The sequence below is a fragment of the Pseudomonas sp. GD04015 genome (genome assembly GCF_029837675.1).
GTDB classification, from domain to species: Bacteria; Pseudomonadota; Gammaproteobacteria; order Pseudomonadales; family Pseudomonadaceae; genus Aquipseudomonas; species Aquipseudomonas paralcaligenes.
Genome location: NZ_JAOEEE010000001.1, coordinates 121727 through 138811, shown reverse-complemented (window position 1 = coordinate 138811; position 17085 = coordinate 121727). Strand labels below are relative to the sequence as shown.

Here is a 17085-nt window from a genome sequence, read left to right as displayed (position 1 = left end):
GCCCCGAGCCAGGGGCAGAGCCGGCTACTCGGCCGGGAAGATGTCCACGTAGTAGGGTTTCCCGATCTCCATCTTCTGCGCCACTTCGGTGACGATGCCGGCGCGGAACGACCCGTAGGGCGTGGCCTTGCCGTAGATGTAGTCCTCGGTTTCCTTCTTCTCCGAGTACACCGCGCCGAGCTCGACGGTGCAGAGCTCACCGTTGCTATGTTCGTTCGGGGTGACGGAGTGGCAGATCATCTTGCAGCGCATGCGATGCGACATAGTGGTTTCCTCTGGTGGTGCAGGAGGGGCCTATCTGTCTATCGCCTGCTGAAACGAAAAAGCCCAGCGCTATGGCTGGGCCTCGGTGTTTGTGTCCTGGCCAAGTACCTTGATCGGTAGCCAGGGGTACAGCGTGATGGCCTCGGCCAGGTCGTCGGGGTGGATCAGTATCCGCTCCAGCTTCCGGCCGCGCCGTTCTGCCTCTCGGCACCAACGCCTGATGCGTTGCTCTAGCGCCATCCCGGACTCCAGAAACGACAAAGCCCAGCGTGATGGCCGGGCCCTGGGAACGAAAAAGCCCGACACAATGGCCGGGCTTTGATCTGTTCGGGCTCTCACCTCTGGAGCGCACCGAACCGCAGGTTAGAATCTAAAACGGTCACACGGTCACTGTCAAGCAACATCCCCGCGGAACATCAGCCCCGCCGCGGTGAACGCCACGTCGAGTGTCTGGTGCCCGTGGTTGACTCGATCATTCAGCCAGAGCTCGGTGACCTTACGCCAGCGCCGCAAGGTCCGATCTGGCGTGCCGCTACTGTCCCACGTCGAAACATCGTAGAAGCTCCCAGGAGCAGCATAGCGGGAGGTCTTCGCCCCTTCCGTGCCGGCCTTCTGGGGGTGGGCCCAAGCGAAAACGCATTTCGTCTTGAACAGGTGGTGAGCGGGACTCACCACGCGCGGAATCAGCCAGCGGACCGACTCCCCCACCTCGCTATCGTTGATCGAATACTTCGCCACCAGCGCATGCCACTGTTCAGGCGGGAGAACCCGGTGTGCCACCCCCCTGGCCATGCTGTCCTGTGCCATACGCTCCTCTGGGCTCAGGGACTCCTGATCATCCAGCATCTGGGCGCCTTCGCTTCCCGGTGCCTGGTAGCGGCGCTGCCATGGCGCCTTGGCGGTGCCGTCGTTGGCCTCGATGCTCATGATGCGAGCGATTGCGGTCCTGACATCGCGGTACACAGGCTTCATGCAGCCCCCTTCGGATCAAGACTCAAGGCAAGGCGTAGCAGGCGATCAGATGCAGGGCTGCCGGCGTTCCCCTCCTCAACCCAGCGGCGGGCGTAGTCGCTGAAGCTGATCGTGCCCCGGAAGGCGTGCCAGCTGGCCACGATGTCCAGCAGGTCGGCCATGGCGGCGCGCCCGCCAAACTTCTCCTCGGCCAGCATCTTGCCGGCCTTCTTCAGAAACTGGCCCTCGAAGGGCTCCAGGGCCTTGCGGAGCGACATCGGTACGGTAGAGCTCATCGGGTTACCTCCTGGCCCTGCAGGCCGTTTGCATCTTCCTCTGGTGGAAATTCCAGAAACGCTGGAAAGCCGCGCCACTGCTGGGCTAGCGGCACTCCGAGGAAAATGCGGTTTTGCCAGTTTTCAGGCCATGTGCAGCAGTGAAACCGCGCACGTCGAGCCATTCGTGCCAGCGCTCCAGCGCATCGCGGCGGAGCTGGTCAGCGGTGGTCTTGATGTAGGTTTTTGCCAGGGTGCCCACCGAGTGGTTAAGCATCATCTCGCCCACCAGGTAATCCACGCCGATCTCCGCCCACACTGTGCGGGCCAGCTTGCGCAGGTCGTGGCTTGTCCACTCTCCCCCGCTCACCTCGGCAATCAGCCTGCTGGCCTGATTCGCGCTGAGCGGCTTCCCGTTCGGGCCGGGGAACACCCACGGGCTACCCTGGCGCCCCGGCGGCAGCGCCTGCCAGTAACGGGACAGCAGCGCGCAGGTCTGCGCCGTCAGCGGCACCACCAGCTCCTGCCGGGTCTTCGTGTTCGCCGCGGGGAAGATCCACACCCGGTCAATCAGGCTGATGTCCGCACGGCGGGCGGCGCACGTCTCGCCGATGCGCGTGGCGTTCGCCAGCATCGACAGGGCCAGCATCCCCGCCACCGGCCGGGACTCGAAGACGCTCACCAGGCGCGCCAGGAGCTCAGTCACCGCCACCGGCAGCAGGCCGGCCGGCTTCGGCTGCAGCTTGCCGGACCAGAAGTCGCGGAAGCTCACACCCTCCAGCGGGTTGCGCTCGATGCGCTTCTGCTTGGCCGCCAGCGCCAGCGCCGCCAGCATGGCCTGCAGGGCCTTGTGGACGGTGTGTGGCGAATGCGTCTGCTGCATCGGCCACACCAGCAAGTCATCCACCGTCGCCCGGTCGAGCTGCCGCAGCGTGACACGCCCAAGTCTGGGGATCACATGCACCCGGGCGAGACTGGCCATAGTCGCCCGGTAACTGGCCGACACCGAGCGATTGCCCTCCAACCGCTCCACCCACCACCCCACCACCTGGCCGACCTGGCGCAGCGGTGCGGTAGCTCGCCCGCGCCCCACCGCACGCTCAGCCACGATGCACCTCCGCCGCCGGGCGGGCCTTGTCGTCAGCACACAGCTGGCAGACGCCCGCGCCGCCACAGGAACGTGCCGGCGCCTCCGGCGATCCGCCGGCGGCGGCTTCTTGCTCGGCGGAGTCGTTGCGTTCAGGCACCAGGCTTCTCCTTCGCCCGTATGGCCTGACACTCGTAAACCGTGTCGCCCACGTAGAACTTGCCGAGCTTCTGGCACTCCGTGGCCACGACGCTATGTGCGTGCCACCAGCCGCAAAGCCAACCGATCAGCAGAGCAACAATCCAAGTCATCACGTCACCTCGAATATCGTCAAAATCGTTCCAGTGCCGAATAGCCATCAGCTCACCCCCAACTGTCGACGAATACCCGCCAGCGCGGCGGAGGCCACCTCCGGCGAACCCTTGCGGAACTCCTGGGCCAGCGCTGCAACCGGCGCCGGCGACAACTCCTCGCCGCGCCCCAGCTTCCGGCACTGCTCCAGGTACTTGCGCTGGAACACCTCCATGCCGACCTTCCGGTCCATCCGCTGCAGCGCCAGATACCCGGAGGCGACAGCGGCGTGATAAATCGCGGCATGCGGCCAGCGGGCACAGCCGGCCTGAGCCGGATGCGTGTTGCGCAGCGCAATGCGATAGGCCTTCTCGACACCCGGCAAGCCGAACGCCTCCGGCGCAAAGCACCAATCCACGAACACCCCGGGTGCAGGCACGAACGCCGAACGGGACCGCGCCGCACGGCGCAGGCCGCACTGGATTTGCTCGAGGGAACGGATGCCTGCGCGCATGAACTCTGCCAGCCATTCACGCTTCGCGGCAGCCAGGTCGGCCTCCTCGGCCCACGCCTGCCGCCAGGCCGGGAAGTGCGCCTTCAGGCGCTCGAACAGATCATCGACCACCGCCCGGGTGGCCGGATCGACCTGCATCACTGCGGCCGCCGGCGGCTGCACAGCACCAGGCCGGAGGTGCTTCGCCACCTCGCCAGCGGGCCTCACAGGATCACCCCGCCGGCGGCCCAATCACCCTGGGGCGCCGCAGGGGCAGGTGGTGCCTGCAGCGCAACGGCCCGAGCCCGCTTCACCAGGCGGTGACACCAGCCACCAGCGCTGTCGGCCACAGCGCGGGTAAGCCAGAACGCCACGAACTCCTGCACCATCGCCTCGGTGATCAACTCCCGGTCGACACCCTGCATCCGGCATTGGGCCACCAACTGCCCCTCGTCCGGCTGCCAGCCTTCGACCATCGGCGACCGCTGCAACTCGCCGACGCCGCGCAGTGGCTTTTCGGTTAATTGACGGTTCAGTGACGGATTGGGTGCAACCGCTGCACCCCGTTCTGTCGTAGATTGCACCCCGTTCTGTTGTGGATTGCACCCCGTGGCATCCTCCGAGGTGCAACCATTGCACCCCGCAACCACCTCATCGCGGGGTGCAGGGTTTGCACCCCGACGCATCATCAGGTCATAGCAAACCGGGGTGCGGTCACGGCGCTCGATATGGGCCAGCGCAATGGCCTGATTTCCGCGCGCGATCAGCCCGGCCGACTCCAGGGAATCCAGCTTGTAGCGCACCGTGCGCTCGGAAAGCCCCGTGTCCTCGGCCAGGCTTGCAGCCGAGGGAAAGGCGTTGCGGCCGTCCTTGTCCGCGTAGTTCGCCAGGCACAGCAATACATGCCGGGCGGAGGCATCGGCCACCAGGCGCTGCTCGAGCGCCCAAGTCATCGCTTGAACGCTCACGACGCCTCCTTCACCGACGCCTCGAGCACATCCAGGCTCTTGCGTGCTTCGCCAATCTCGGTGCAAATGCCCTGGCGCTCCTCCCGGGTCAGGACGTTATCGGCCAGGGCCTCGGTCACTGCCTTGGTCACATCGGCCACCTCGCCGTGCATGTGCAGCAACGCGGCGGCCAGGTTCTTCGGCGCCGCCCCCTCGCGCGCCACCAGATCGAACCCGAACTCCTCGGCCAGCGCCTGGAGCGGGCGCATGTCCCGGGTGTGCATCAGGATCTGGAACAGCTGATTGATCGTCAGCTTGTGCGCGTCGTTGTCCGGGTTGGCGCGCTGCAGCAAGCTCATGTGCGGCAAGCCCATCTGAGCGGCTAGGCGCTTCGGCTCGGCGTCATGCACGGCGGCATGGCACGCCCGCAGGAACTGGTCCATTCGTAAAACCTCTCTGCTCTTTCCGTGGAGCCGGCGACAAGCCGCCGGCAAACTGCACTCAAATTGGCGCCAGGAGCCCCGTGGTATCGTTTTGATTCCACTCAGAACGGCCACGGAGGCCTGGCATGAACTGGCTGAAAAGGCGCTGGAAGCGCTGGAAGGAGAAGCATTGGGACAAGGAATACTTTCCCGAGGGCCGAGGCGGGATCACACCACTTCGGCTCTGCTGGGAGCGCCGGCAAGGGTCAATCAAGACCGTTGCCCTCTGGCTGATCGGGCTCGTCGCGGGCGCCCTGATCCTTGGCTTTCTCGGCCTTGGCTGACTCGATCTCATGCAAGCGCTTGATCGCCCGATGGAGGAAATCGAGGCGATCCTCGAAACGGTCCATCCCGCGCGCGAAGTGCACGTATGGGGCGTCGGCATCCGGATAGAGGCGGTCATCAAGCGCTTTGTTGCGGCCCGCTTCGTAGCCGAACGCATGGCAGACGATGGCGATCACACCGGCCGCCCCGACCGAGCCGACGGCAACCAGGAAAATGTCGATGATCATGGGTGGTGAGCCTCCCTGTGCAGGTGCATGTCAGGACGCCAGCCGAGGCTGGCCCTGGGAGGGGAATGGCTTCACCTCCTCGGCCGAGTAGGTGCCGTCGTCGTGCTCGGTGACGTAAATGTCACGACCTACGCGAAGCGCTTTGCTCAGCGCTCCTTGAGTCATGCCGAGCAGGGAGGCCGCATTAACCTGGCTTTTCTCGGTTGCGAATTCATTTAGGGGGATGCGGCGCATGAACCTTCTCTCCGGGAAGTGCTGTGCGCGAGAAGTATTACCGCCGGATTATCACAAGTCAAATCCCGCGGTAATGGATAACCATTCCCGCCGGGAATAGGATTGCGACATGTCCGAGAAGAAACGCGAAATTGAAGATTGGGAAAGGGCCGAGTGCTTGGCGCTCAAGGCTGCAGTGGACGACTTCAACAAGGGAAAAAGCAGAAAGGACAGTCTTAGCCAAGGGAAGATCGCCGACGCACTTGAAATCAGTCAGGGGGCCGTTAGCTCTTACTTGAATGGTTACAACGCCCTGAACGCGCGATTTGCCTCGGTCGTTGCCGGATTGCTGGGGGTTCCTGTTGAGAGCTTCAGTCCGAGACTTTCCAAGGAAATCGCCGCAATGGCAGCAGCGGCACATGGCGGAATCGGCAATTCACCACGCTCATACCAAGACGACCTTTATGAGGCGGCCCCCGCCGAACAACGGGCAGACGTCGACGAGGTCGCCGACATGATGCTCAGGCTTACGCCGGAACAGGCAAGGAAGCTCAAGCAAGCAATGGACCTGTTGATTCCGGACAATGGAACAGCCAAAGATTGATTTCCCGCCACTCCTGGCGGATGAAGGCCTGCACCCCCACTCGCTCGAAACATTGCGCGTTCTGACTGTGGACGCCTTCCCGGAATCCGCCAGAAGGCAGCCGCTCTACAACGCGCTCACCGTATACTTGGAGCTACTGCAGAGCGCCGGCCTGAAGGCCTTCATCTGGGTAGATGGCTCTTTCATGTGCACCAAGCTCGATCCGGACGATATCGACCTGGTGGTTGTCTATGACGCCCAATGCGTTGACGAACTTTCCGAGTCATCGATTGAGCTGCTGAACGGTCTACTCAACACGCACCAGGTGAAAACCCGCTTCGGGCTCCACGTATTCTCGGCGGCATCCAACGATAACGAAGCGCTGCAGTTCTGGTCCGCGCAATTCGGAACCCAGCGCGATGAGGTGACGCCAAAAGGCTTGGCCGAACTGAGGATCAACCATGACTGAGCAAGCAAATCGCATAGATTGGCTTGAGCGCCAGCTTGCTCAGGTCAAGGAATTCATAGCCCGCGACCAGGATCGCCTGGCGGCCGGCGCAAAGCCCTCCATCAGGCTCTCGTTGCAATCCTGGCAGGCCCATGAAGAAGACCTCAAGCAAGAGCTGCGGCTGGCCAAGGAAGCGCTGCAGAACGAGGTGGTCGAGCTGCGCCTGATGGGCATGAGAATGGATGGCAGCATTCCCCTGGCGCTGCTCTCCAAGCTCTCGGACAAGCTCAACCGAGTGCTCACCTACGCGGCCTACCATCTGCGCCACGGCTGCTCGCCAAGAAACGGCATACCTGACAGCCTGGCCCACGACATGGACCTGCGCCTGTCCTACCTGGCAACCGGGTCCACCCGCTTGCTGCTGGCCGGCAACATGGCGCCGGATGCCGCTGGCGAATCCATACTCGAGGGCGCTCTGGAGCAGATTTTCGACGTACTCCAGGCCCCCACCCAAGAGAAGATCCGGGACTTGGTGAGCGTCATTGGCGTCTCTGCCACCAAGGCCCTCAGTGAAATGCTGGGTGAGCTGGAGCGGCGCGGCATTGGTGCAGAGCTGACCTGGCCGGCGCCAAACGCCCGGGTCTATCAGTGGGGAGGCTCGCTCAACGATGTGCGCCAGGCACATGAGCGCCTGTCTACCTTCGAGGCAGTGGAACCAGTCCCGGTCAACCTTGAGGGGCGAATCACTGATCTGAAGGAGAACGGCGCCATCTACATCCGTAGCGAGCTGGACAAACGCAAGTACAAGATCGCCTACAACAAGCAGCAGTTCGCCCACATCCAGCAGTACACACTTGGCATGCACGTCAAGCTCAAGGCCATGATGTACAGCAGGATCGACCCCCTTACCGCCAAGGAAGTGTCGACCTACAAGCTGGTGACCGAAGGCTAGACCTCACCTTCACCTCCCCATTAAGCCCGCCTAGAGCGGGCTTTTTCATGTGCGCCAAAAATATTAAATCCGCAGGTATTGACATATCTATTACCGCAAGAGATAGTTAATTCAATACCGCCGGATTTCAAGGCGAGGCCGTAAGGCCACCGCTCTTTAACAACCCGCAGAGATCAACAGGTGCCATACGGCGTTTGAATCCTGTTGACGTCACCGCAACACGCAAGGCGTCCGCCACCGGTCATCGGCGCGGAGGCTTGCGAGAACGATTTCACTGATGCCGCTTCCGTGTCTGGAGGCGGCATTGGGAAGTCAAGCGGAGAAGACGATGAACAACGTAGAACCGATGAAGCTGACCAAGAAGGGAGTGGTGAAAATCTCCCGCGAAGGCATCCAGATAGAAGGGTTCGCATCCAAGAACGCGAGCTGTAGAGAGGCATCCATCATGGCGTGCGCTTGGGCAATCGGAGAGCTCCAGCGCGAGATGCTGAAGTGCATCGAGAGGCCAGGCGGAGGAAATGTCAGCGTCGACTAGCAGCTCGTAGTCATTTTCGGCGCCCGGTTCCGGGTCCGCCACCATGAAAGACCCGAGTCTCGGTGAAGAGCGTGTCTCCTTCAGGCACCTCGTAATGGGTCTTCCGCTCGGTTCTGCACCCCTTGCACATGATGGGCTGAGGCTTCCAGTCCTTGTGGGCAACGAAGGTGGCCTTGCAGAAGCGACACACCTTCTCAATCCAGTCCTTGGCCTGCTCGACGCGCTTGTCGGCCTCCATGGACTGCTTCAGCTGCTGCAGCACTTCAAGACTTTTCGCATCCATTCGGATCGCTTCCGTTGCGTTGATCACTGCAGCAAATCCTAGCAAGAGGACCCACCCATGCCCACCCTGATCAAGCCCACCAAGGTGGTGCGCGAGCCCGACGGCTCCTGGCGCCACCCTGACCTACCGAACTTCCCCGACGGCGCCGCGCCGGTGTGCGAGCACTGGCGTCAGCAGCAGGGCCTGGAAGTCGTCGGCACTCCGCTGGACGGCAACGCCGCCCCGGAAGTCGCCGAGCGCTTCTTCGCCGTCAACGACCCCGACTTCAGCTACTGGAAGCCGCAACCGCCGGCCGGCAACGGCTGGTTCCCACTCGCCATGCACAACACCACCAACGGCCCCATCTGCTGGTGGGCACGCCGCGCGGCCTGACGGCCAATCCACAGGAGCAACCCATGAAAACAATCGCACGCACCGACCTCCCCGCCTTCGGCCAACCGCTCGAAGGCGGCACGCTGATCGCCCGCTACTGGATCGGCGGCCAAGAGGGCGCGCAAGAGGTAGCGCTGGTCGCCCTGCCGGCGGAAGCGGAGCTGGTCGGCCCCTGGGGCGAGTACAGGCAGCACGTGCCCACTACCCACGGCGACGGTCACGCCAATACCGTCGCGATGGCGGAAGCCGGAAGCGCCTTGGCGAAGCAGGCGCTGGAAATCGACGCGCACATCCCATCCGCGTTCGAGTGCCACGCCCTGATGGTGGCGAAGCAAGCCGGCCACCTCGATGACCTGGACGAAGATCACTGGTACTGGTCGAGCACGCAGCGCTCCGCCAACTACGCCTTCTACATGTGTTTCGCAGATGGCTACCAGCTCAGCCTCGACAAGGACGGCGAGTTCCGCGTCCGCCCCGTCCGCAGATTGCTCCTTCAGTAATTCATTCCTTCGAACGCTAGGCGCCTTCTCTGGAGGGCGCATCAGGAGAGCGGCCGGCACCGCCTGACCGCTCTCCGATGCGGGAAGCATCACCTGAAGTGACGTGCTTGCCCCGGTTCGCCGGGGCTCTTTTCCCCGCCTACATATGCACGCAACCACCCCGGAGAACACGCCATGAACATCCTTCAGCGCGGCCGCGAGGCGGCACGCGAACTCGCCCTACTGCTCCGCCAGGCCGGCCAGGCCCGGATGGCCTTCGAGGCACGCCGCCAGGTGACGCCGATCAACCCGCCGCGGGCAACTCGCCTGTTCATCAGCGGCAACATGGTGCAGGTGCAGGACGCCGACACCCACCGCACCCTCGCATTCCGCGAGCGCTACGCCGACGCCATGGACGTTGCGCTGGCCCTGGAGCGCGGCACCCTGCAGGTGCCGGCATGAGCACCCAGGCAGGCGCAGACCTGCAGCACAAGATGGCCGCCTTCCTGGCGGCCGGCGGCGCCGTCGTGGTCGTGCCAGGGTTCGAGGGCATCGCTCCATTGCCGCCGCGCCGCGAGCCACCACCATCGGAGCGCAAGCCGCGGCGCTACAGCACCAAGGTCAAACGCCCTCGCCCCAGCCGGCAGGGGCGCATCGACGACCATCTGGAACGCATCCGCGAGCTGGCCAAGACCATGACCTCCGAACAGGTCGCCGAGGCCATCGGCTACGGCGTCAGCACAGTGAAGAGCGTAGCGCTGCGCAACGGCATCCGCTTCGAGGGCGGGCGCGGCAGGCCCTACACGGAAGCGGAGATAGAAAAGGCCAAGCAGTTGGCGGCCACGCACAACATCTACGAGGCCGCCGAACTCATGAACCGTACCCGCAGCTCTCTGCGCTCGCTGGCCAAGCGCCAGGGAATCGCGTTCAGGGATGGCCTAGCGGACAGTCGCCGAGCCATACGCAAGTTCAATAGCACCATCGGCCTCGGCCGAAAGGCCAAGCCCGCAGGGCGCTCTTGATGGCCGCCAAGACCACGCAGCGCAGGTCTGCGGAATCAGCAGCCAGGCGCAAGGATAAGGGCATCGAAGACCTTCGCCTGCCGGCGCCACCCGGTACCAAGGCCCAGCTCGCCGAGCTGATGCAGTGGCACAACGTCACGACCATGGCCGAGGCCATGTCCCTGATGATTCTCAACACGCACGCGCTTGGCAGAGAGGGCTCCGCCCACCTTCTCACAGCTCCGCGCCACGAAATCCACATCAGCGAAAACGTAGCGCGCACGCTGCGCCAGGCCGGAGCTCGGGCGGCGGCGCGCATGGATGAAGCTGACCAGTAGCCGGCCGAATGCCGCAAGGAGATCCCCATGGGACTTCCCGTGAAGAGCTGCACCGACGAAGAGCTTGAAGACTACGCCCCGATACACCCGGAAGCCGCACAGGAGCTCGCCGAACGCTTTGCGCGCGGCAAGTCGGCGCGGCTGGATCGAGAGGCGGCGCTAGAGGAAGAAGCGCGAGACGCAGAGCGAGCGGCAGAGCGGGCAGAAGACGACCTGAACATCCTGAAGGACGAATGCGAAGCCTGCATATCGCGCATCCGCGAAGCACTGGAACTGCAGGACCTGCAGGAGCGCTACGACCAAGTAAAGCTCGCCCTCACCAAGCTGGAGAATGCCCTATGAGCACCTTCGCCGTGTTCGGCATGACTCGCGCCGCAGCGCTCGAGGAGGCCAAGAAGAAAACCCCGTCCACCCGGGACAACAAAGACACCCCGGGCGGTAAGCAGCAACTCACCATGGACGAATGGCTGGAGGCCGTCGAGCGCTGCGCCGAGGTGATCATGGCCGGGCGCAAGGTGCGGCAACTGTCCGTGCTGCTCGACTCGCCCGAGTTCGCGCAGCAGTTCATCGACCTGGCTCGGCGCACCGACAAATGCCGCGACATGCGCATCAAGGCCCGCTGCGTGCTCACCGATGCCCAGGGCAAGCCGATCATCGACAAGAAGACCAAGGCGCTGCGCTACGGCTTCGTTGACTGGATGCCGACGAAGGGACAGGCGGCATGACCCCGACCGACCTGGGGGCTCTTCTAACCCACATAGAGGCGAGGCAGCCATGCGCAACCACACGCTCGACCAGACCATTCTCGAACTTGCGCGATGCCTGCGCGCGGCGCGCCAGCTTCGCGCCGCCCGGAAAGCCGCCGGCGGCAAACGAACGCCGGTAGAGGCCGGCGCCCTACGACGTACCACCATGGACCTTACCCGCAAGTTGGCAGATCTGCGCCAGGGGCGCTAGCTCTACCTCCTGAATAGCAGGTCCTCGTCGCCGACCCCAAGCACAGGTACAGGGTCGTGCTGGCGGCGCTCCTTCAGTCTCTGATGTGCAGCGCGCGTATCGAACATGAAGCAGCTCAGGCGCGCCGCCAGCTCGTTGCCGAGCATGAAGTGACCGCACTCTCGGCACATCACCTCGACGCCATCATCGCGGAACAGCTTCTCGTCGACGGGCTGGAAGCACACCGGGCAGCCTGGGATTTTCATGGCAGCTCACACACGGTGGCGCTCCCGGTGCATCACTTGCTTGAGCAGGTGAAGCCCCACCAAGTCGCCGCCCACCGTGTCGCGCCACGCCCGGTGAATCTGCACGTAATGACCATCGATCTCGGCGAGCAGCCTGCGGTAGCGAACTATCTCCAGCACAAGATGGCGCGCCTCAGGAAAGGCGTTCTCATTCCAGACTCGCCGCAGCTCTGCATCTGCAACAGGGCTGAAGCCAGGCAAACCGAACGAACTCATAGTCGCACCAAATACTGTACAAACGAACAGTATTCTTGCATTCCATTGCCCGGCCGGCGACGGCCGTTCATCCAGCAGCTCTCAACTCAACCGCGAGACTACTCCCATGAAGCGAGAAATGATCACGGTGAAGACCCCCGAAGGGCTTGTCCTGAAGGTGCCTGCACACGTTGTCGCAACAACCTTTATCGCCGCAGCGTTGGCACAGGTCGGAGCCACCCAGCAGGTGGCGGACGATGCAATCACTGCCGCCGCGCAGAATGCCCCGCGCATCGGCGATTACTGGCCCGGGCAGGGCGGCCACAACGCCGGCTTCGTCCCTGAGCAGGAAGGAACCCCGGCCCATTACCTGATTGTCGGCGCCCAGGATCTTGGCGACCGCGCCTGGGGCGGCCGCGGCAAGGAGTCCGACGCGACCAGCAAGCGGGACGGCCTGGCGAACACGCAAGCCCTCCTCTTGGAGGGCGACCATCCGGCCGCCACGGCCTGCGCAGAGCACCAGGCCGACAACCACCGCGACTTCTACCTGCCAGCCTGCGCCGAGCTGTATCAGGCCTGGCTGAATGCCCCCGATCTGTTCGCCAAGGATTGCTGGTACTGGTCGAGCACGCAGCGCTCCGCCACCTCCGCCTTCACCATGCTTTTCGAAGATGGCTACCAGCACTACTACGGCAAGTACTACGAGTTCCGCGTCCGCCCCGTCCGCAGATTCTTCATTTGATCATTCGGTAATTCACTTGGCCGCCTGGCCAGCACCAACCCAGGGCGCAACGGCGCCTTTTTTGTTGCCCGCAAAGAGGAACCACCCATGCAAACAGCAGCACAGGCAGCACCCGCAACAGCACTTCCGCAGATCGGCCAGACCTTTGCGGGCGGCTTCGTCAGCGGCTTCTACATCCAGGATGGAAAGCGCTATGCGTCCATCACTGCACCGTCCGGGCATGAGCTGGAAGGTGAATGGGGCGAGCACGGCGAGAAGATCGACGGCGCCGGCAGCATGACCGACAGCCGCGCCAACACCGAAGCGATGGCGGCAGCAGGTAGCGAGCTGGCAAAGCGCGTCCTGGCCCTGGAGATCGGCGGCTTCAACGATTGGGCAATTCCCGCCCGCGACGTGCAGGAGTTGCAGTACCGCAACCTGAAGCCGACGGACGATGCGAACTACTGCTGGGGACGAGACGGCGAGAACCACCACAGCGTGCCAGCCGGCGAGCTCTATACCGAAGAGATGCCAGCGCAAACCACGGTCGAGGCCTTCAAGGTCGGCGCCCCGGAAGCATTCGCACCTCGCTGGTACTGGTCTAGCACGCAGCGCTCCGCCTACTACGCCTTCTACATGCATTTCGAAGGTGGCTACCAGGACATCAGCGTCAAGAGCGACGAGTTCCGCGTCCGCCCCGTCCGCAGCGTGCTCATTGATTAATTCGCTCATTTAACCGGCCGCTCGCGGCCGGATTTCTGGAAGGTTTGCCGATGGCAATGCACACGGATCTGCCCATCCATAAGGTCGCCTTCGACCTGCTCAGCCTCGCCACCGACGTGACGCGAAACATCCCGCGCGACTTCAAGGCCGGGCTCGGCGCCAAGGTCAGGGACGAGTGCATAGAGGTCATGGTGCTGATAGCCAGGGCCAATGCTGCGAGGGACAAGCGCGCCCACCTGGCCACCCTGGTGGAGCGAGTGCAGGTGATTGAATTCCTGCTCCGGTTGTTCAAGGAGAAGCGATTCATCAGCGTCTCGCAGCACGCGCAGGCGATCCAGCTCACAGCCTCCATCGGCAAACAGGCCAATGCCTGGAAACGTGCAACAGCAACCGCGCCCGCTACCTGACCGTCAAGGCGGCCAGGTCTGTGCGATTTGAATCTGGTCGTGCCGCTGGCCTACGGGCCACCGCCAAGCGCAGCACGGGGACCACCGACGGAACGGTCGGCGAGGCCCGGCGCAGTTTCCTGGATGAGCAATCGCCCGGGCGACGTAGATAGCACGACAGGTCGCAGCGCTCCGCCAACTACGCCTTCAACATGAATTTCGAAGATGGCAACCAGAACAACAACGACAAGAACAACGAGTTCCGCGTCCGCCCCGTCCGCAGATTCGACGGTGAGCCCCTACCCGTTCCGCGATCTGGTCCAAGCCTATTACGACTGCCGACGCTCAAAGCGCAACGGCGCAAGCGCGTTGGCGTTCGAGGCAGACCTGGAGCGGAACCTTGTTCAACTCCACAGCGACCTGATCGCCGGCTCATACCGGCCAGGCCGCTCAATCTGCTTTGTGGTGACGCGACCCAGGCCGCGCGAGGTATGGGCCTCGGCCTTTACAGATCGGATTGTCCACCACCACCTGTACAACCGGATCGGCGCCGGCATAGAGCGGACATTCATCGCAGACAGCTGCGCCTGCATACCTGGCAGGGGCACGCTGTATGCGGCCGAGCGCCTGGAATCGAAGATCCGCAGCGCGACCAGGAACTGGTCCAGGCCAGTGAGCTATTTGAAGTGCGACCTGGCCAACTTCTTCGTATCCATCAACAAGCAGGTGCTCGCGAAACAGCTGACCGACAGGATCGCCGAACCCTGGTGGCGGTCGCTCGCTCTGCAGGTGCTTTGGCATGACCCGAGGAGGGACTATGAGGTGCGCAGCCCGCGCCACCTCTTCAACCAAGTTCCCCAGCACAAGCGCCTCGAAGCACAGCCGTCCCACCTTGGCCTGCCGATTGGCAACCTGTCGTCGCAGTTCTTCGCGAACATCTACCTCGATGCGCTCGACCAGTTCGTGAAGCACCGGCTGCACTGCAAGCACTACGTGCGCTACGTCGACGACTTCGTGCTGCTGCATGAGTCACCCCAGCAGCTGAACGCCTGGAAGGCAGAGATTGAGGAATTCCTTCCCGCGCTGGGCGCCAGGCTCAACCCTCGCAAGACAATCCTGCAGCCGGTAGATCGCGGCGTTGACTTCGTAGGCCATGTCATCAAGCCATGGCACCGCACCACCCGCAAACGCACCGTGGCACTGGCCCTGCGGCGCACTTCCCAAGTCCCGTCCGAGGATCTGCGCGAGACCGCCAACAGCTATTTCGGCCTGCTCACCCAGGCCAGCCATAGCCACAAGGACAGGGCCTCGCTGGCAAGGGTAGCTCTGGGGCGAGGCCTCGCCGTCAACAGCCATCTAACCAAGACCTATCCCATGAGAGAGAAATGACCGCCCCGATCATCTGCCGATCCACGCGCAGGCCGGCAGCTCAATGCCCCTGCCTACGTTGCAACCCGCCACCAAAACCGAAGGACTGACCATGAAGAGCTTATTCTGGCATCTGCTCGCGCGGCTGCTGGCTCGGCCTCGCATTGCAGGCTGGCTGATTCGCCGCTCAAAGCGCACCCCCTACTTCCACCTTGACGGCTACATGATGCGCTGGTGGCTGTTCAACCCGTACAACCTCGAACACAACACGGCGCGCCACAGCTGGCTGCCGTGGTCGGTCCGTGTGCACCACATCCTCCGCGAGGATCTGGAACGCCACCCGCACGACCACCCATGGAACGCCCGCACGATCATCCTGCGCGGCTGGTACGAGGAACGCCGGCTGGTAGGCGACGAAGAGGTGACCCATACGCGCCGACCAGGCGACACGGCGACGCTAGCCTTCGGGGAATATCACCACATTAGCCGCGTGTCCGATGGCGGTGTGTTCACACTGTTCATCACCGGCCGCAAGCAAGGCTCCTGGGGCTTTCTGGTCGACGGTGTGAAGGTGCCGTGGCGGCAGTACCTGGTGGGCGCGCCAGAAAACCCAGAGTCGCAGTGCCAGGCAGTAGCCAGGAGGCAATCATGAGTGGTCAGCAAGCGCCCGCAGTGGGCGGCACTGAACTAGGTAGCATGAGCGACACCAGACTGCTGGTGGCGCTGCAGGAGTTGGTAATTCAACTCAAGCGCCCTGCAGTACCAGCAGAGGACGAGCTATGGACGTCTGAGGACGTGGCGGCCTACGTTAAGTTGTCGGTCGATACGGTCGAGCGGAGGGTGGTTGTCCGCCCTGACTTCCCAACACCTCTTCAGCCGTGCGCCACAGGCCCTCGGGCGACGCGGCGCTGGTTTGCTGGCGAGGTGCGCCTTTGGGCGCGACAGAACCGAAGCAAACTGCCTAAGCCACGGGCAGCCAGGAAGCCGGCCTAGTCCAGCCGGCTGGCGACCTCGGAGGCGGTAGCATTGTAATAGACCATCAGCGAGCGCGGGTCACGATGGCCGGTCATCCGCGCTAGGTCGAGGACATCAAGCTTCCTGGCCAGTCTGGTCGTAGCTTCATGCCGAGTGTCATGGAACCGAAGCCCCTCAATCTCTAGCCGATCACGCACTTTCCTAAACAATGCGTCTGCGCTGGCAGAACTGACGCTGAACAGCTTCTCTCGGTCTCCTGCTGCATCAACCATCACCTGCAGCAAGTCGACCGCCCGGCGAGACAGGGGTACATCGCGGGCATCACCATTCTTCGTCATAGCCAGTCGAGCATACCTCTCCCGAAGGCGGGTCGCGCGCTTGGTCAGACCCAGGATTTCCCCCTGCCGCATTGCAGTCTCGATAGCGATCAGGAAGGCATAGGCCACCTCCTGCATCTGCGTGACCGGTGGCTGACCTTCGACATAGCCAAGCCCATCAACAATCAGGGCGATCTCTGCGTCACTGATTCGGCGATCTCGCGGCCTGTTGTTGCTGGGCCGCTGAACCTGCTTGACCGGGTTAACCGAGATCCACCGCCACTCCCTGCGTGCCCACTCGAAAACGCTGGACAACAGCGTCATCTCACGGCGCACACTCGGATCAGAGACTTCCTTTAGGCGCTCGTCGCGCCAAGCCGAAATATGGTCTGCCTCGATGTCATTGACCTTCTCGCCGACGAACGGAAGCTGAGCAATGAACCGATCTATTCGGATCTCCTCCCACCGTTGACCGGCCTTCTTCGGCGACACCTCCGCCTTGTACTTCTTCAGAGCTTCCATCACAGTGAAGTCAGAAGTCCGGCGAGCCCCCTTCTCGGCCAGAATCTCGGCCTCTCGCTGTGTGGCCCAAGCCACCGCCTGCGCCTTCGTCGGCCAGGTCTGCGAGTCCCTTACCCCTAGCTTGAACACCT

The 17085-nt window shown here is 63.2% G+C and carries 33 protein-coding genes and 1 pseudogene; 18 read left to right on the top strand and 16 right to left on the bottom strand.

The genetic code is table 11. The features are described 5' to 3' along the window. Window positions 1–24: 24 nt before the first annotated feature. The 12 genes from N7640_RS00695 to N7640_RS00640 all read right to left on the bottom strand — a co-directional run bounded on the left by N7640_RS00695 (window position 25) and on the right by N7640_RS00640 (window position 5536). Window positions 25–264, bottom strand: a complete 240-nt coding sequence (locus N7640_RS00695) for a hypothetical protein (RefSeq protein WP_279903206.1) — start codon at window positions 262–264, stop codon at window positions 25–27. 69 nt (window positions 265–333) lie between these two features. Continuing rightward, window positions 334–504 (bottom strand): hypothetical protein, encoded by a 171-nt coding sequence (locus N7640_RS00690; RefSeq protein WP_279903207.1) that lies wholly within the window; start codon window positions 502–504, stop codon window positions 334–336. A 153-nt stretch (window positions 505–657) separates the two neighbouring features. Beyond that, a complete protein-coding gene (locus N7640_RS00685; RefSeq protein ID WP_279903208.1) occupies window positions 658–1236 on the bottom strand; it encodes a hypothetical protein in 579 nt (192 codons plus the stop codon). After that, window positions 1233–1511, bottom strand: a complete 279-nt coding sequence (locus N7640_RS00680; protein WP_279903210.1) for a hypothetical protein — start codon at window positions 1509–1511, stop codon at window positions 1233–1235. Before N7640_RS00680 ends, N7640_RS00685 begins: the two co-directional genes overlap by 4 nt. Before the next feature lie 85 nt (window positions 1512–1596). Next, window positions 1597–2598, bottom strand: coding sequence for a site-specific integrase (locus N7640_RS00675; protein WP_279903213.1), 1002 nt, complete (start codon window positions 2596–2598; stop codon window positions 1597–1599). Beyond that, on the bottom strand, window positions 2591–2737 hold the full coding sequence (locus N7640_RS00670) for a hypothetical protein (protein WP_279903215.1): 147 nt from the start codon (window positions 2735–2737) through the stop codon (window positions 2591–2593). The genes N7640_RS00675 and N7640_RS00670 overlap by 8 nt, the downstream gene beginning before the upstream one ends. Further along, a complete protein-coding gene (locus N7640_RS00665; protein ID WP_279903216.1) occupies window positions 2730–2936 on the bottom strand; it encodes a hypothetical protein in 207 nt (68 codons plus the stop codon). The genes N7640_RS00670 and N7640_RS00665 overlap by 8 nt, the downstream gene beginning before the upstream one ends. Further along, window positions 2936–3520, bottom strand: coding sequence for a replication protein P (locus tag N7640_RS00660; protein ID WP_279903218.1), 585 nt, complete (start codon window positions 3518–3520; stop codon window positions 2936–2938). Before N7640_RS00660 ends, N7640_RS00665 begins: the two co-directional genes overlap by 1 nt. A gap of 65 nt (window positions 3521–3585) precedes the next feature. Beyond that, window positions 3586–4329, bottom strand: a complete 744-nt coding sequence (locus N7640_RS00655; RefSeq protein WP_279903220.1) for a helix-turn-helix domain-containing protein — start codon at window positions 4327–4329, stop codon at window positions 3586–3588. Then, on the bottom strand, window positions 4326–4751 hold the full coding sequence (locus N7640_RS00650) for a phage regulatory CII family protein (protein ID WP_279903222.1): 426 nt from the start codon (window positions 4749–4751) through the stop codon (window positions 4326–4328). Before N7640_RS00650 ends, N7640_RS00655 begins: the two co-directional genes overlap by 4 nt. A gap of 245 nt (window positions 4752–4996) precedes the next feature. Beyond that, window positions 4997–5302, bottom strand: coding sequence for a hypothetical protein (locus tag N7640_RS00645; RefSeq protein WP_279903223.1), 306 nt, complete (start codon window positions 5300–5302; stop codon window positions 4997–4999). Between the two features lie 30 nt (window positions 5303–5332). Continuing rightward, complete coding sequence (locus tag N7640_RS00640; protein ID WP_279903224.1) at window positions 5333–5536, bottom strand: Cro/CI family transcriptional regulator; 204 nt, start codon at window positions 5534–5536, stop codon at window positions 5333–5335. Between the two features lie 109 nt (window positions 5537–5645). Here N7640_RS00640 and N7640_RS00635 point away from each other — a divergent pair, with 109 nt between their 5' ends. From N7640_RS00635 to N7640_RS00620, 4 genes are all read left to right on the top strand, one after another. After that, on the top strand, window positions 5646–6119 hold the full coding sequence (locus tag N7640_RS00635; protein WP_279903226.1) for a helix-turn-helix transcriptional regulator: 474 nt from the start codon (window positions 5646–5648) through the stop codon (window positions 6117–6119). After that, window positions 6100–6567 carry a hypothetical protein gene (locus N7640_RS00630; RefSeq protein WP_279903228.1) on the top strand — a complete coding sequence of 156 codons (468 nt, stop codon included), beginning with the start codon at window positions 6100–6102 and terminating at the stop codon, window positions 6565–6567. The genes N7640_RS00635 and N7640_RS00630 overlap by 20 nt, the downstream gene beginning before the upstream one ends. Beyond that, complete coding sequence (locus tag N7640_RS00625; RefSeq protein WP_279903229.1) at window positions 6560–7498, top strand: hypothetical protein; 939 nt, start codon at window positions 6560–6562, stop codon at window positions 7496–7498. The genes N7640_RS00630 and N7640_RS00625 overlap by 8 nt, the downstream gene beginning before the upstream one ends. Before the next feature lie 328 nt (window positions 7499–7826). Continuing rightward, on the top strand, window positions 7827–8033 hold the full coding sequence (locus N7640_RS00620; protein ID WP_279903230.1) for a hypothetical protein: 207 nt from the start codon (window positions 7827–7829) through the stop codon (window positions 8031–8033). 10 nt (window positions 8034–8043) lie between these two features. On the opposite strand, the gene N7640_RS00615 is transcribed toward N7640_RS00620, so the two are convergent. Next, window positions 8044–8343, bottom strand: coding sequence for a hypothetical protein (locus N7640_RS00615; RefSeq protein WP_279903231.1), 300 nt, complete (start codon window positions 8341–8343; stop codon window positions 8044–8046). A gap of 30 nt (window positions 8344–8373) precedes the next feature. Here N7640_RS00615 and N7640_RS00610 point away from each other — a divergent pair, with 30 nt between their 5' ends. The 8 genes from N7640_RS00610 to N7640_RS00575 all read left to right on the top strand — a co-directional run bounded on the left by N7640_RS00610 (window position 8374) and on the right by N7640_RS00575 (window position 11463). Then, window positions 8374–8688, top strand: coding sequence for a hypothetical protein (locus tag N7640_RS00610; RefSeq protein WP_279903232.1), 315 nt, complete (start codon window positions 8374–8376; stop codon window positions 8686–8688). A 23-nt stretch (window positions 8689–8711) separates the two neighbouring features. Beyond that, on the top strand, window positions 8712–9188 hold the full coding sequence (locus N7640_RS00605) for a hypothetical protein (RefSeq protein ID WP_279903233.1): 477 nt from the start codon (window positions 8712–8714) through the stop codon (window positions 9186–9188). A gap of 174 nt (window positions 9189–9362) precedes the next feature. After that, window positions 9363–9629 carry a hypothetical protein gene (locus tag N7640_RS00600; protein ID WP_279903234.1) on the top strand — a complete coding sequence of 89 codons (267 nt, stop codon included), beginning with the start codon at window positions 9363–9365 and terminating at the stop codon, window positions 9627–9629. After that, complete coding sequence (locus tag N7640_RS00595) at window positions 9626–10189, top strand: hypothetical protein (RefSeq protein ID WP_279903235.1); 564 nt, start codon at window positions 9626–9628, stop codon at window positions 10187–10189. The genes N7640_RS00600 and N7640_RS00595 overlap by 4 nt, the downstream gene beginning before the upstream one ends. After that, the gene (locus N7640_RS00590) at window positions 10189–10506 is read left to right on the top strand and encodes a hypothetical protein (RefSeq protein ID WP_279903236.1); all 318 of its coding nucleotides are present in this window, start codon (window positions 10189–10191) and stop codon (window positions 10504–10506) included. Before N7640_RS00595 ends, N7640_RS00590 begins: the two co-directional genes overlap by 1 nt. Window positions 10507–10533: 27 nt before the next feature. Then, window positions 10534–10848: a hypothetical protein gene (locus tag N7640_RS00585; RefSeq protein ID WP_279903237.1), complete on the top strand. Its 315-nt coding sequence runs from the start codon at window positions 10534–10536 to the stop codon at window positions 10846–10848. After that, on the top strand, window positions 10845–11231 hold the full coding sequence (locus N7640_RS00580) for a hypothetical protein (RefSeq protein ID WP_279903239.1): 387 nt from the start codon (window positions 10845–10847) through the stop codon (window positions 11229–11231). The genes N7640_RS00585 and N7640_RS00580 overlap by 4 nt, the downstream gene beginning before the upstream one ends. Before the next feature lie 49 nt (window positions 11232–11280). Further along, a complete protein-coding gene (locus tag N7640_RS00575; protein WP_279903240.1) occupies window positions 11281–11463 on the top strand; it encodes a hypothetical protein in 183 nt (60 codons plus the stop codon). 2 nt (window positions 11464–11465) lie between these two features. Here N7640_RS00575 and N7640_RS00570 read toward each other — a convergent pair whose 3' ends face one another. Both N7640_RS00570 and N7640_RS00565 read right to left on the bottom strand, forming a co-directional pair. After that, window positions 11466–11708, bottom strand: coding sequence for a hypothetical protein (locus N7640_RS00570; RefSeq protein ID WP_279903241.1), 243 nt, complete (start codon window positions 11706–11708; stop codon window positions 11466–11468). Window positions 11709–11714: 6 nt separating this feature from the next. Then, the gene (locus N7640_RS00565) at window positions 11715–11963 is read right to left on the bottom strand and encodes a hypothetical protein (RefSeq protein WP_279903242.1); all 249 of its coding nucleotides are present in this window, start codon (window positions 11961–11963) and stop codon (window positions 11715–11717) included. A gap of 118 nt (window positions 11964–12081) precedes the next feature. Between N7640_RS00565 and N7640_RS00560 the strand changes: the two genes are divergently transcribed. The 6 genes and pseudogenes from N7640_RS00560 to N7640_RS00535 all read left to right on the top strand — a co-directional run bounded on the left by N7640_RS00560 (window position 12082) and on the right by N7640_RS00535 (window position 15792). Further along, window positions 12082–12684: a DUF1566 domain-containing protein gene (locus tag N7640_RS00560; RefSeq protein WP_279903243.1), complete on the top strand. Its 603-nt coding sequence runs from the start codon at window positions 12082–12084 to the stop codon at window positions 12682–12684. 87 nt (window positions 12685–12771) lie between these two features. Next, window positions 12772–13386 carry a DUF1566 domain-containing protein gene (locus N7640_RS00555; protein ID WP_279903244.1) on the top strand — a complete coding sequence of 205 codons (615 nt, stop codon included), beginning with the start codon at window positions 12772–12774 and terminating at the stop codon, window positions 13384–13386. A gap of 50 nt (window positions 13387–13436) precedes the next feature. After that, a complete protein-coding gene (locus N7640_RS00550; protein WP_279903245.1) occupies window positions 13437–13793 on the top strand; it encodes a four helix bundle protein in 357 nt (118 codons plus the stop codon). Between the two features lie 161 nt (window positions 13794–13954). Further along, window positions 13955–14056: pseudogene (locus N7640_RS00545) on the top strand (DUF1566 domain-containing protein); the annotation flags it as partial. 7 nt (window positions 14057–14063) lie between these two features. Then, window positions 14064–15161, top strand: a complete 1098-nt coding sequence (locus N7640_RS00540) for an RNA-directed DNA polymerase (protein WP_279903246.1) — start codon at window positions 14064–14066, stop codon at window positions 15159–15161. A gap of 91 nt (window positions 15162–15252) precedes the next feature. Continuing rightward, on the top strand, window positions 15253–15792 hold the full coding sequence (locus N7640_RS00535; protein ID WP_279903247.1) for a hypothetical protein: 540 nt from the start codon (window positions 15253–15255) through the stop codon (window positions 15790–15792). 337 nt (window positions 15793–16129) lie between these two features. Here N7640_RS00535 and N7640_RS00530 read toward each other — a convergent pair whose 3' ends face one another. Then, window positions 16130–17083, bottom strand: coding sequence for a site-specific integrase (locus tag N7640_RS00530; RefSeq protein WP_279903248.1), 954 nt, complete (start codon window positions 17081–17083; stop codon window positions 16130–16132). Between the last annotated feature and the right edge of the window lie 2 nt (window positions 17084–17085).

Coding starts and splice junctions, on each gene's coding strand:
- N7640_RS00560 (WP_279903243.1), top strand. CDS start 12,082: ATGATCACGGTGAAGACCCCCGAAGGGCTTGTCCTGAAGGTGCCTGCA.
- N7640_RS00630 (WP_279903228.1), top strand. CDS start 6,100: ATGGAACAGCCAAAGATTGATTTCCCGCCACTCCTGGCGGATGAAGGC.
- N7640_RS00535 (WP_279903247.1), top strand. CDS start 15,253: ATGAAGAGCTTATTCTGGCATCTGCTCGCGCGGCTGCTGGCTCGGCCT.
- N7640_RS00695 (WP_279903206.1), bottom strand. CDS start 264: ATGTCGCATCGCATGCGCTGCAAGATGATCTGCCACTCCGTCACCCCG.
- N7640_RS00565 (WP_279903242.1), bottom strand. CDS start 11,963: ATGAGTTCGTTCGGTTTGCCTGGCTTCAGCCCTGTTGCAGATGCAGAG.
- N7640_RS00600 (WP_279903234.1), top strand. CDS start 9,363: ATGAACATCCTTCAGCGCGGCCGCGAGGCGGCACGCGAACTCGCCCTA.
- N7640_RS00580 (WP_279903239.1), top strand. CDS start 10,845: ATGAGCACCTTCGCCGTGTTCGGCATGACTCGCGCCGCAGCGCTCGAG.
- N7640_RS00550 (WP_279903245.1), top strand. CDS start 13,437: ATGGCAATGCACACGGATCTGCCCATCCATAAGGTCGCCTTCGACCTG.
- N7640_RS00605 (WP_279903233.1), top strand. CDS start 8,712: ATGAAAACAATCGCACGCACCGACCTCCCCGCCTTCGGCCAACCGCTC.
- N7640_RS00590 (WP_279903236.1), top strand. CDS start 10,189: ATGGCCGCCAAGACCACGCAGCGCAGGTCTGCGGAATCAGCAGCCAGG.
- N7640_RS00650 (WP_279903222.1), bottom strand. CDS start 4,751: ATGGACCAGTTCCTGCGGGCGTGCCATGCCGCCGTGCATGACGCCGAG.
- N7640_RS00625 (WP_279903229.1), top strand. CDS start 6,560: ATGACTGAGCAAGCAAATCGCATAGATTGGCTTGAGCGCCAGCTTGCT.
- N7640_RS00575 (WP_279903240.1), top strand. CDS start 11,281: ATGCGCAACCACACGCTCGACCAGACCATTCTCGAACTTGCGCGATGC.
- N7640_RS00555 (WP_279903244.1), top strand. CDS start 12,772: ATGCAAACAGCAGCACAGGCAGCACCCGCAACAGCACTTCCGCAGATC.
- N7640_RS00660 (WP_279903218.1), bottom strand. CDS start 3,520: ATGCAGGTCGATCCGGCCACCCGGGCGGTGGTCGATGATCTGTTCGAG.
- N7640_RS00595 (WP_279903235.1), top strand. CDS start 9,626: ATGAGCACCCAGGCAGGCGCAGACCTGCAGCACAAGATGGCCGCCTTC.
- N7640_RS00690 (WP_279903207.1), bottom strand. CDS start 504: ATGGCGCTAGAGCAACGCATCAGGCGTTGGTGCCGAGAGGCAGAACGG.
- N7640_RS00570 (WP_279903241.1), bottom strand. CDS start 11,708: ATGAAAATCCCAGGCTGCCCGGTGTGCTTCCAGCCCGTCGACGAGAAG.
- N7640_RS00635 (WP_279903226.1), top strand. CDS start 5,646: ATGTCCGAGAAGAAACGCGAAATTGAAGATTGGGAAAGGGCCGAGTGC.
- N7640_RS00585 (WP_279903237.1), top strand. CDS start 10,534: ATGGGACTTCCCGTGAAGAGCTGCACCGACGAAGAGCTTGAAGACTAC.
- N7640_RS00645 (WP_279903223.1), bottom strand. CDS start 5,302: ATGATCATCGACATTTTCCTGGTTGCCGTCGGCTCGGTCGGGGCGGCC.
- N7640_RS00665 (WP_279903216.1), bottom strand. CDS start 2,936: ATGGCTATTCGGCACTGGAACGATTTTGACGATATTCGAGGTGACGTG.
- N7640_RS00620 (WP_279903230.1), top strand. CDS start 7,827: ATGAACAACGTAGAACCGATGAAGCTGACCAAGAAGGGAGTGGTGAAA.
- N7640_RS00685 (WP_279903208.1), bottom strand. CDS start 1,236: ATGAAGCCTGTGTACCGCGATGTCAGGACCGCAATCGCTCGCATCATG.
- N7640_RS00640 (WP_279903224.1), bottom strand. CDS start 5,536: ATGCGCCGCATCCCCCTAAATGAATTCGCAACCGAGAAAAGCCAGGTT.
- N7640_RS00680 (WP_279903210.1), bottom strand. CDS start 1,511: ATGAGCTCTACCGTACCGATGTCGCTCCGCAAGGCCCTGGAGCCCTTC.
- N7640_RS00610 (WP_279903232.1), top strand. CDS start 8,374: ATGCCCACCCTGATCAAGCCCACCAAGGTGGTGCGCGAGCCCGACGGC.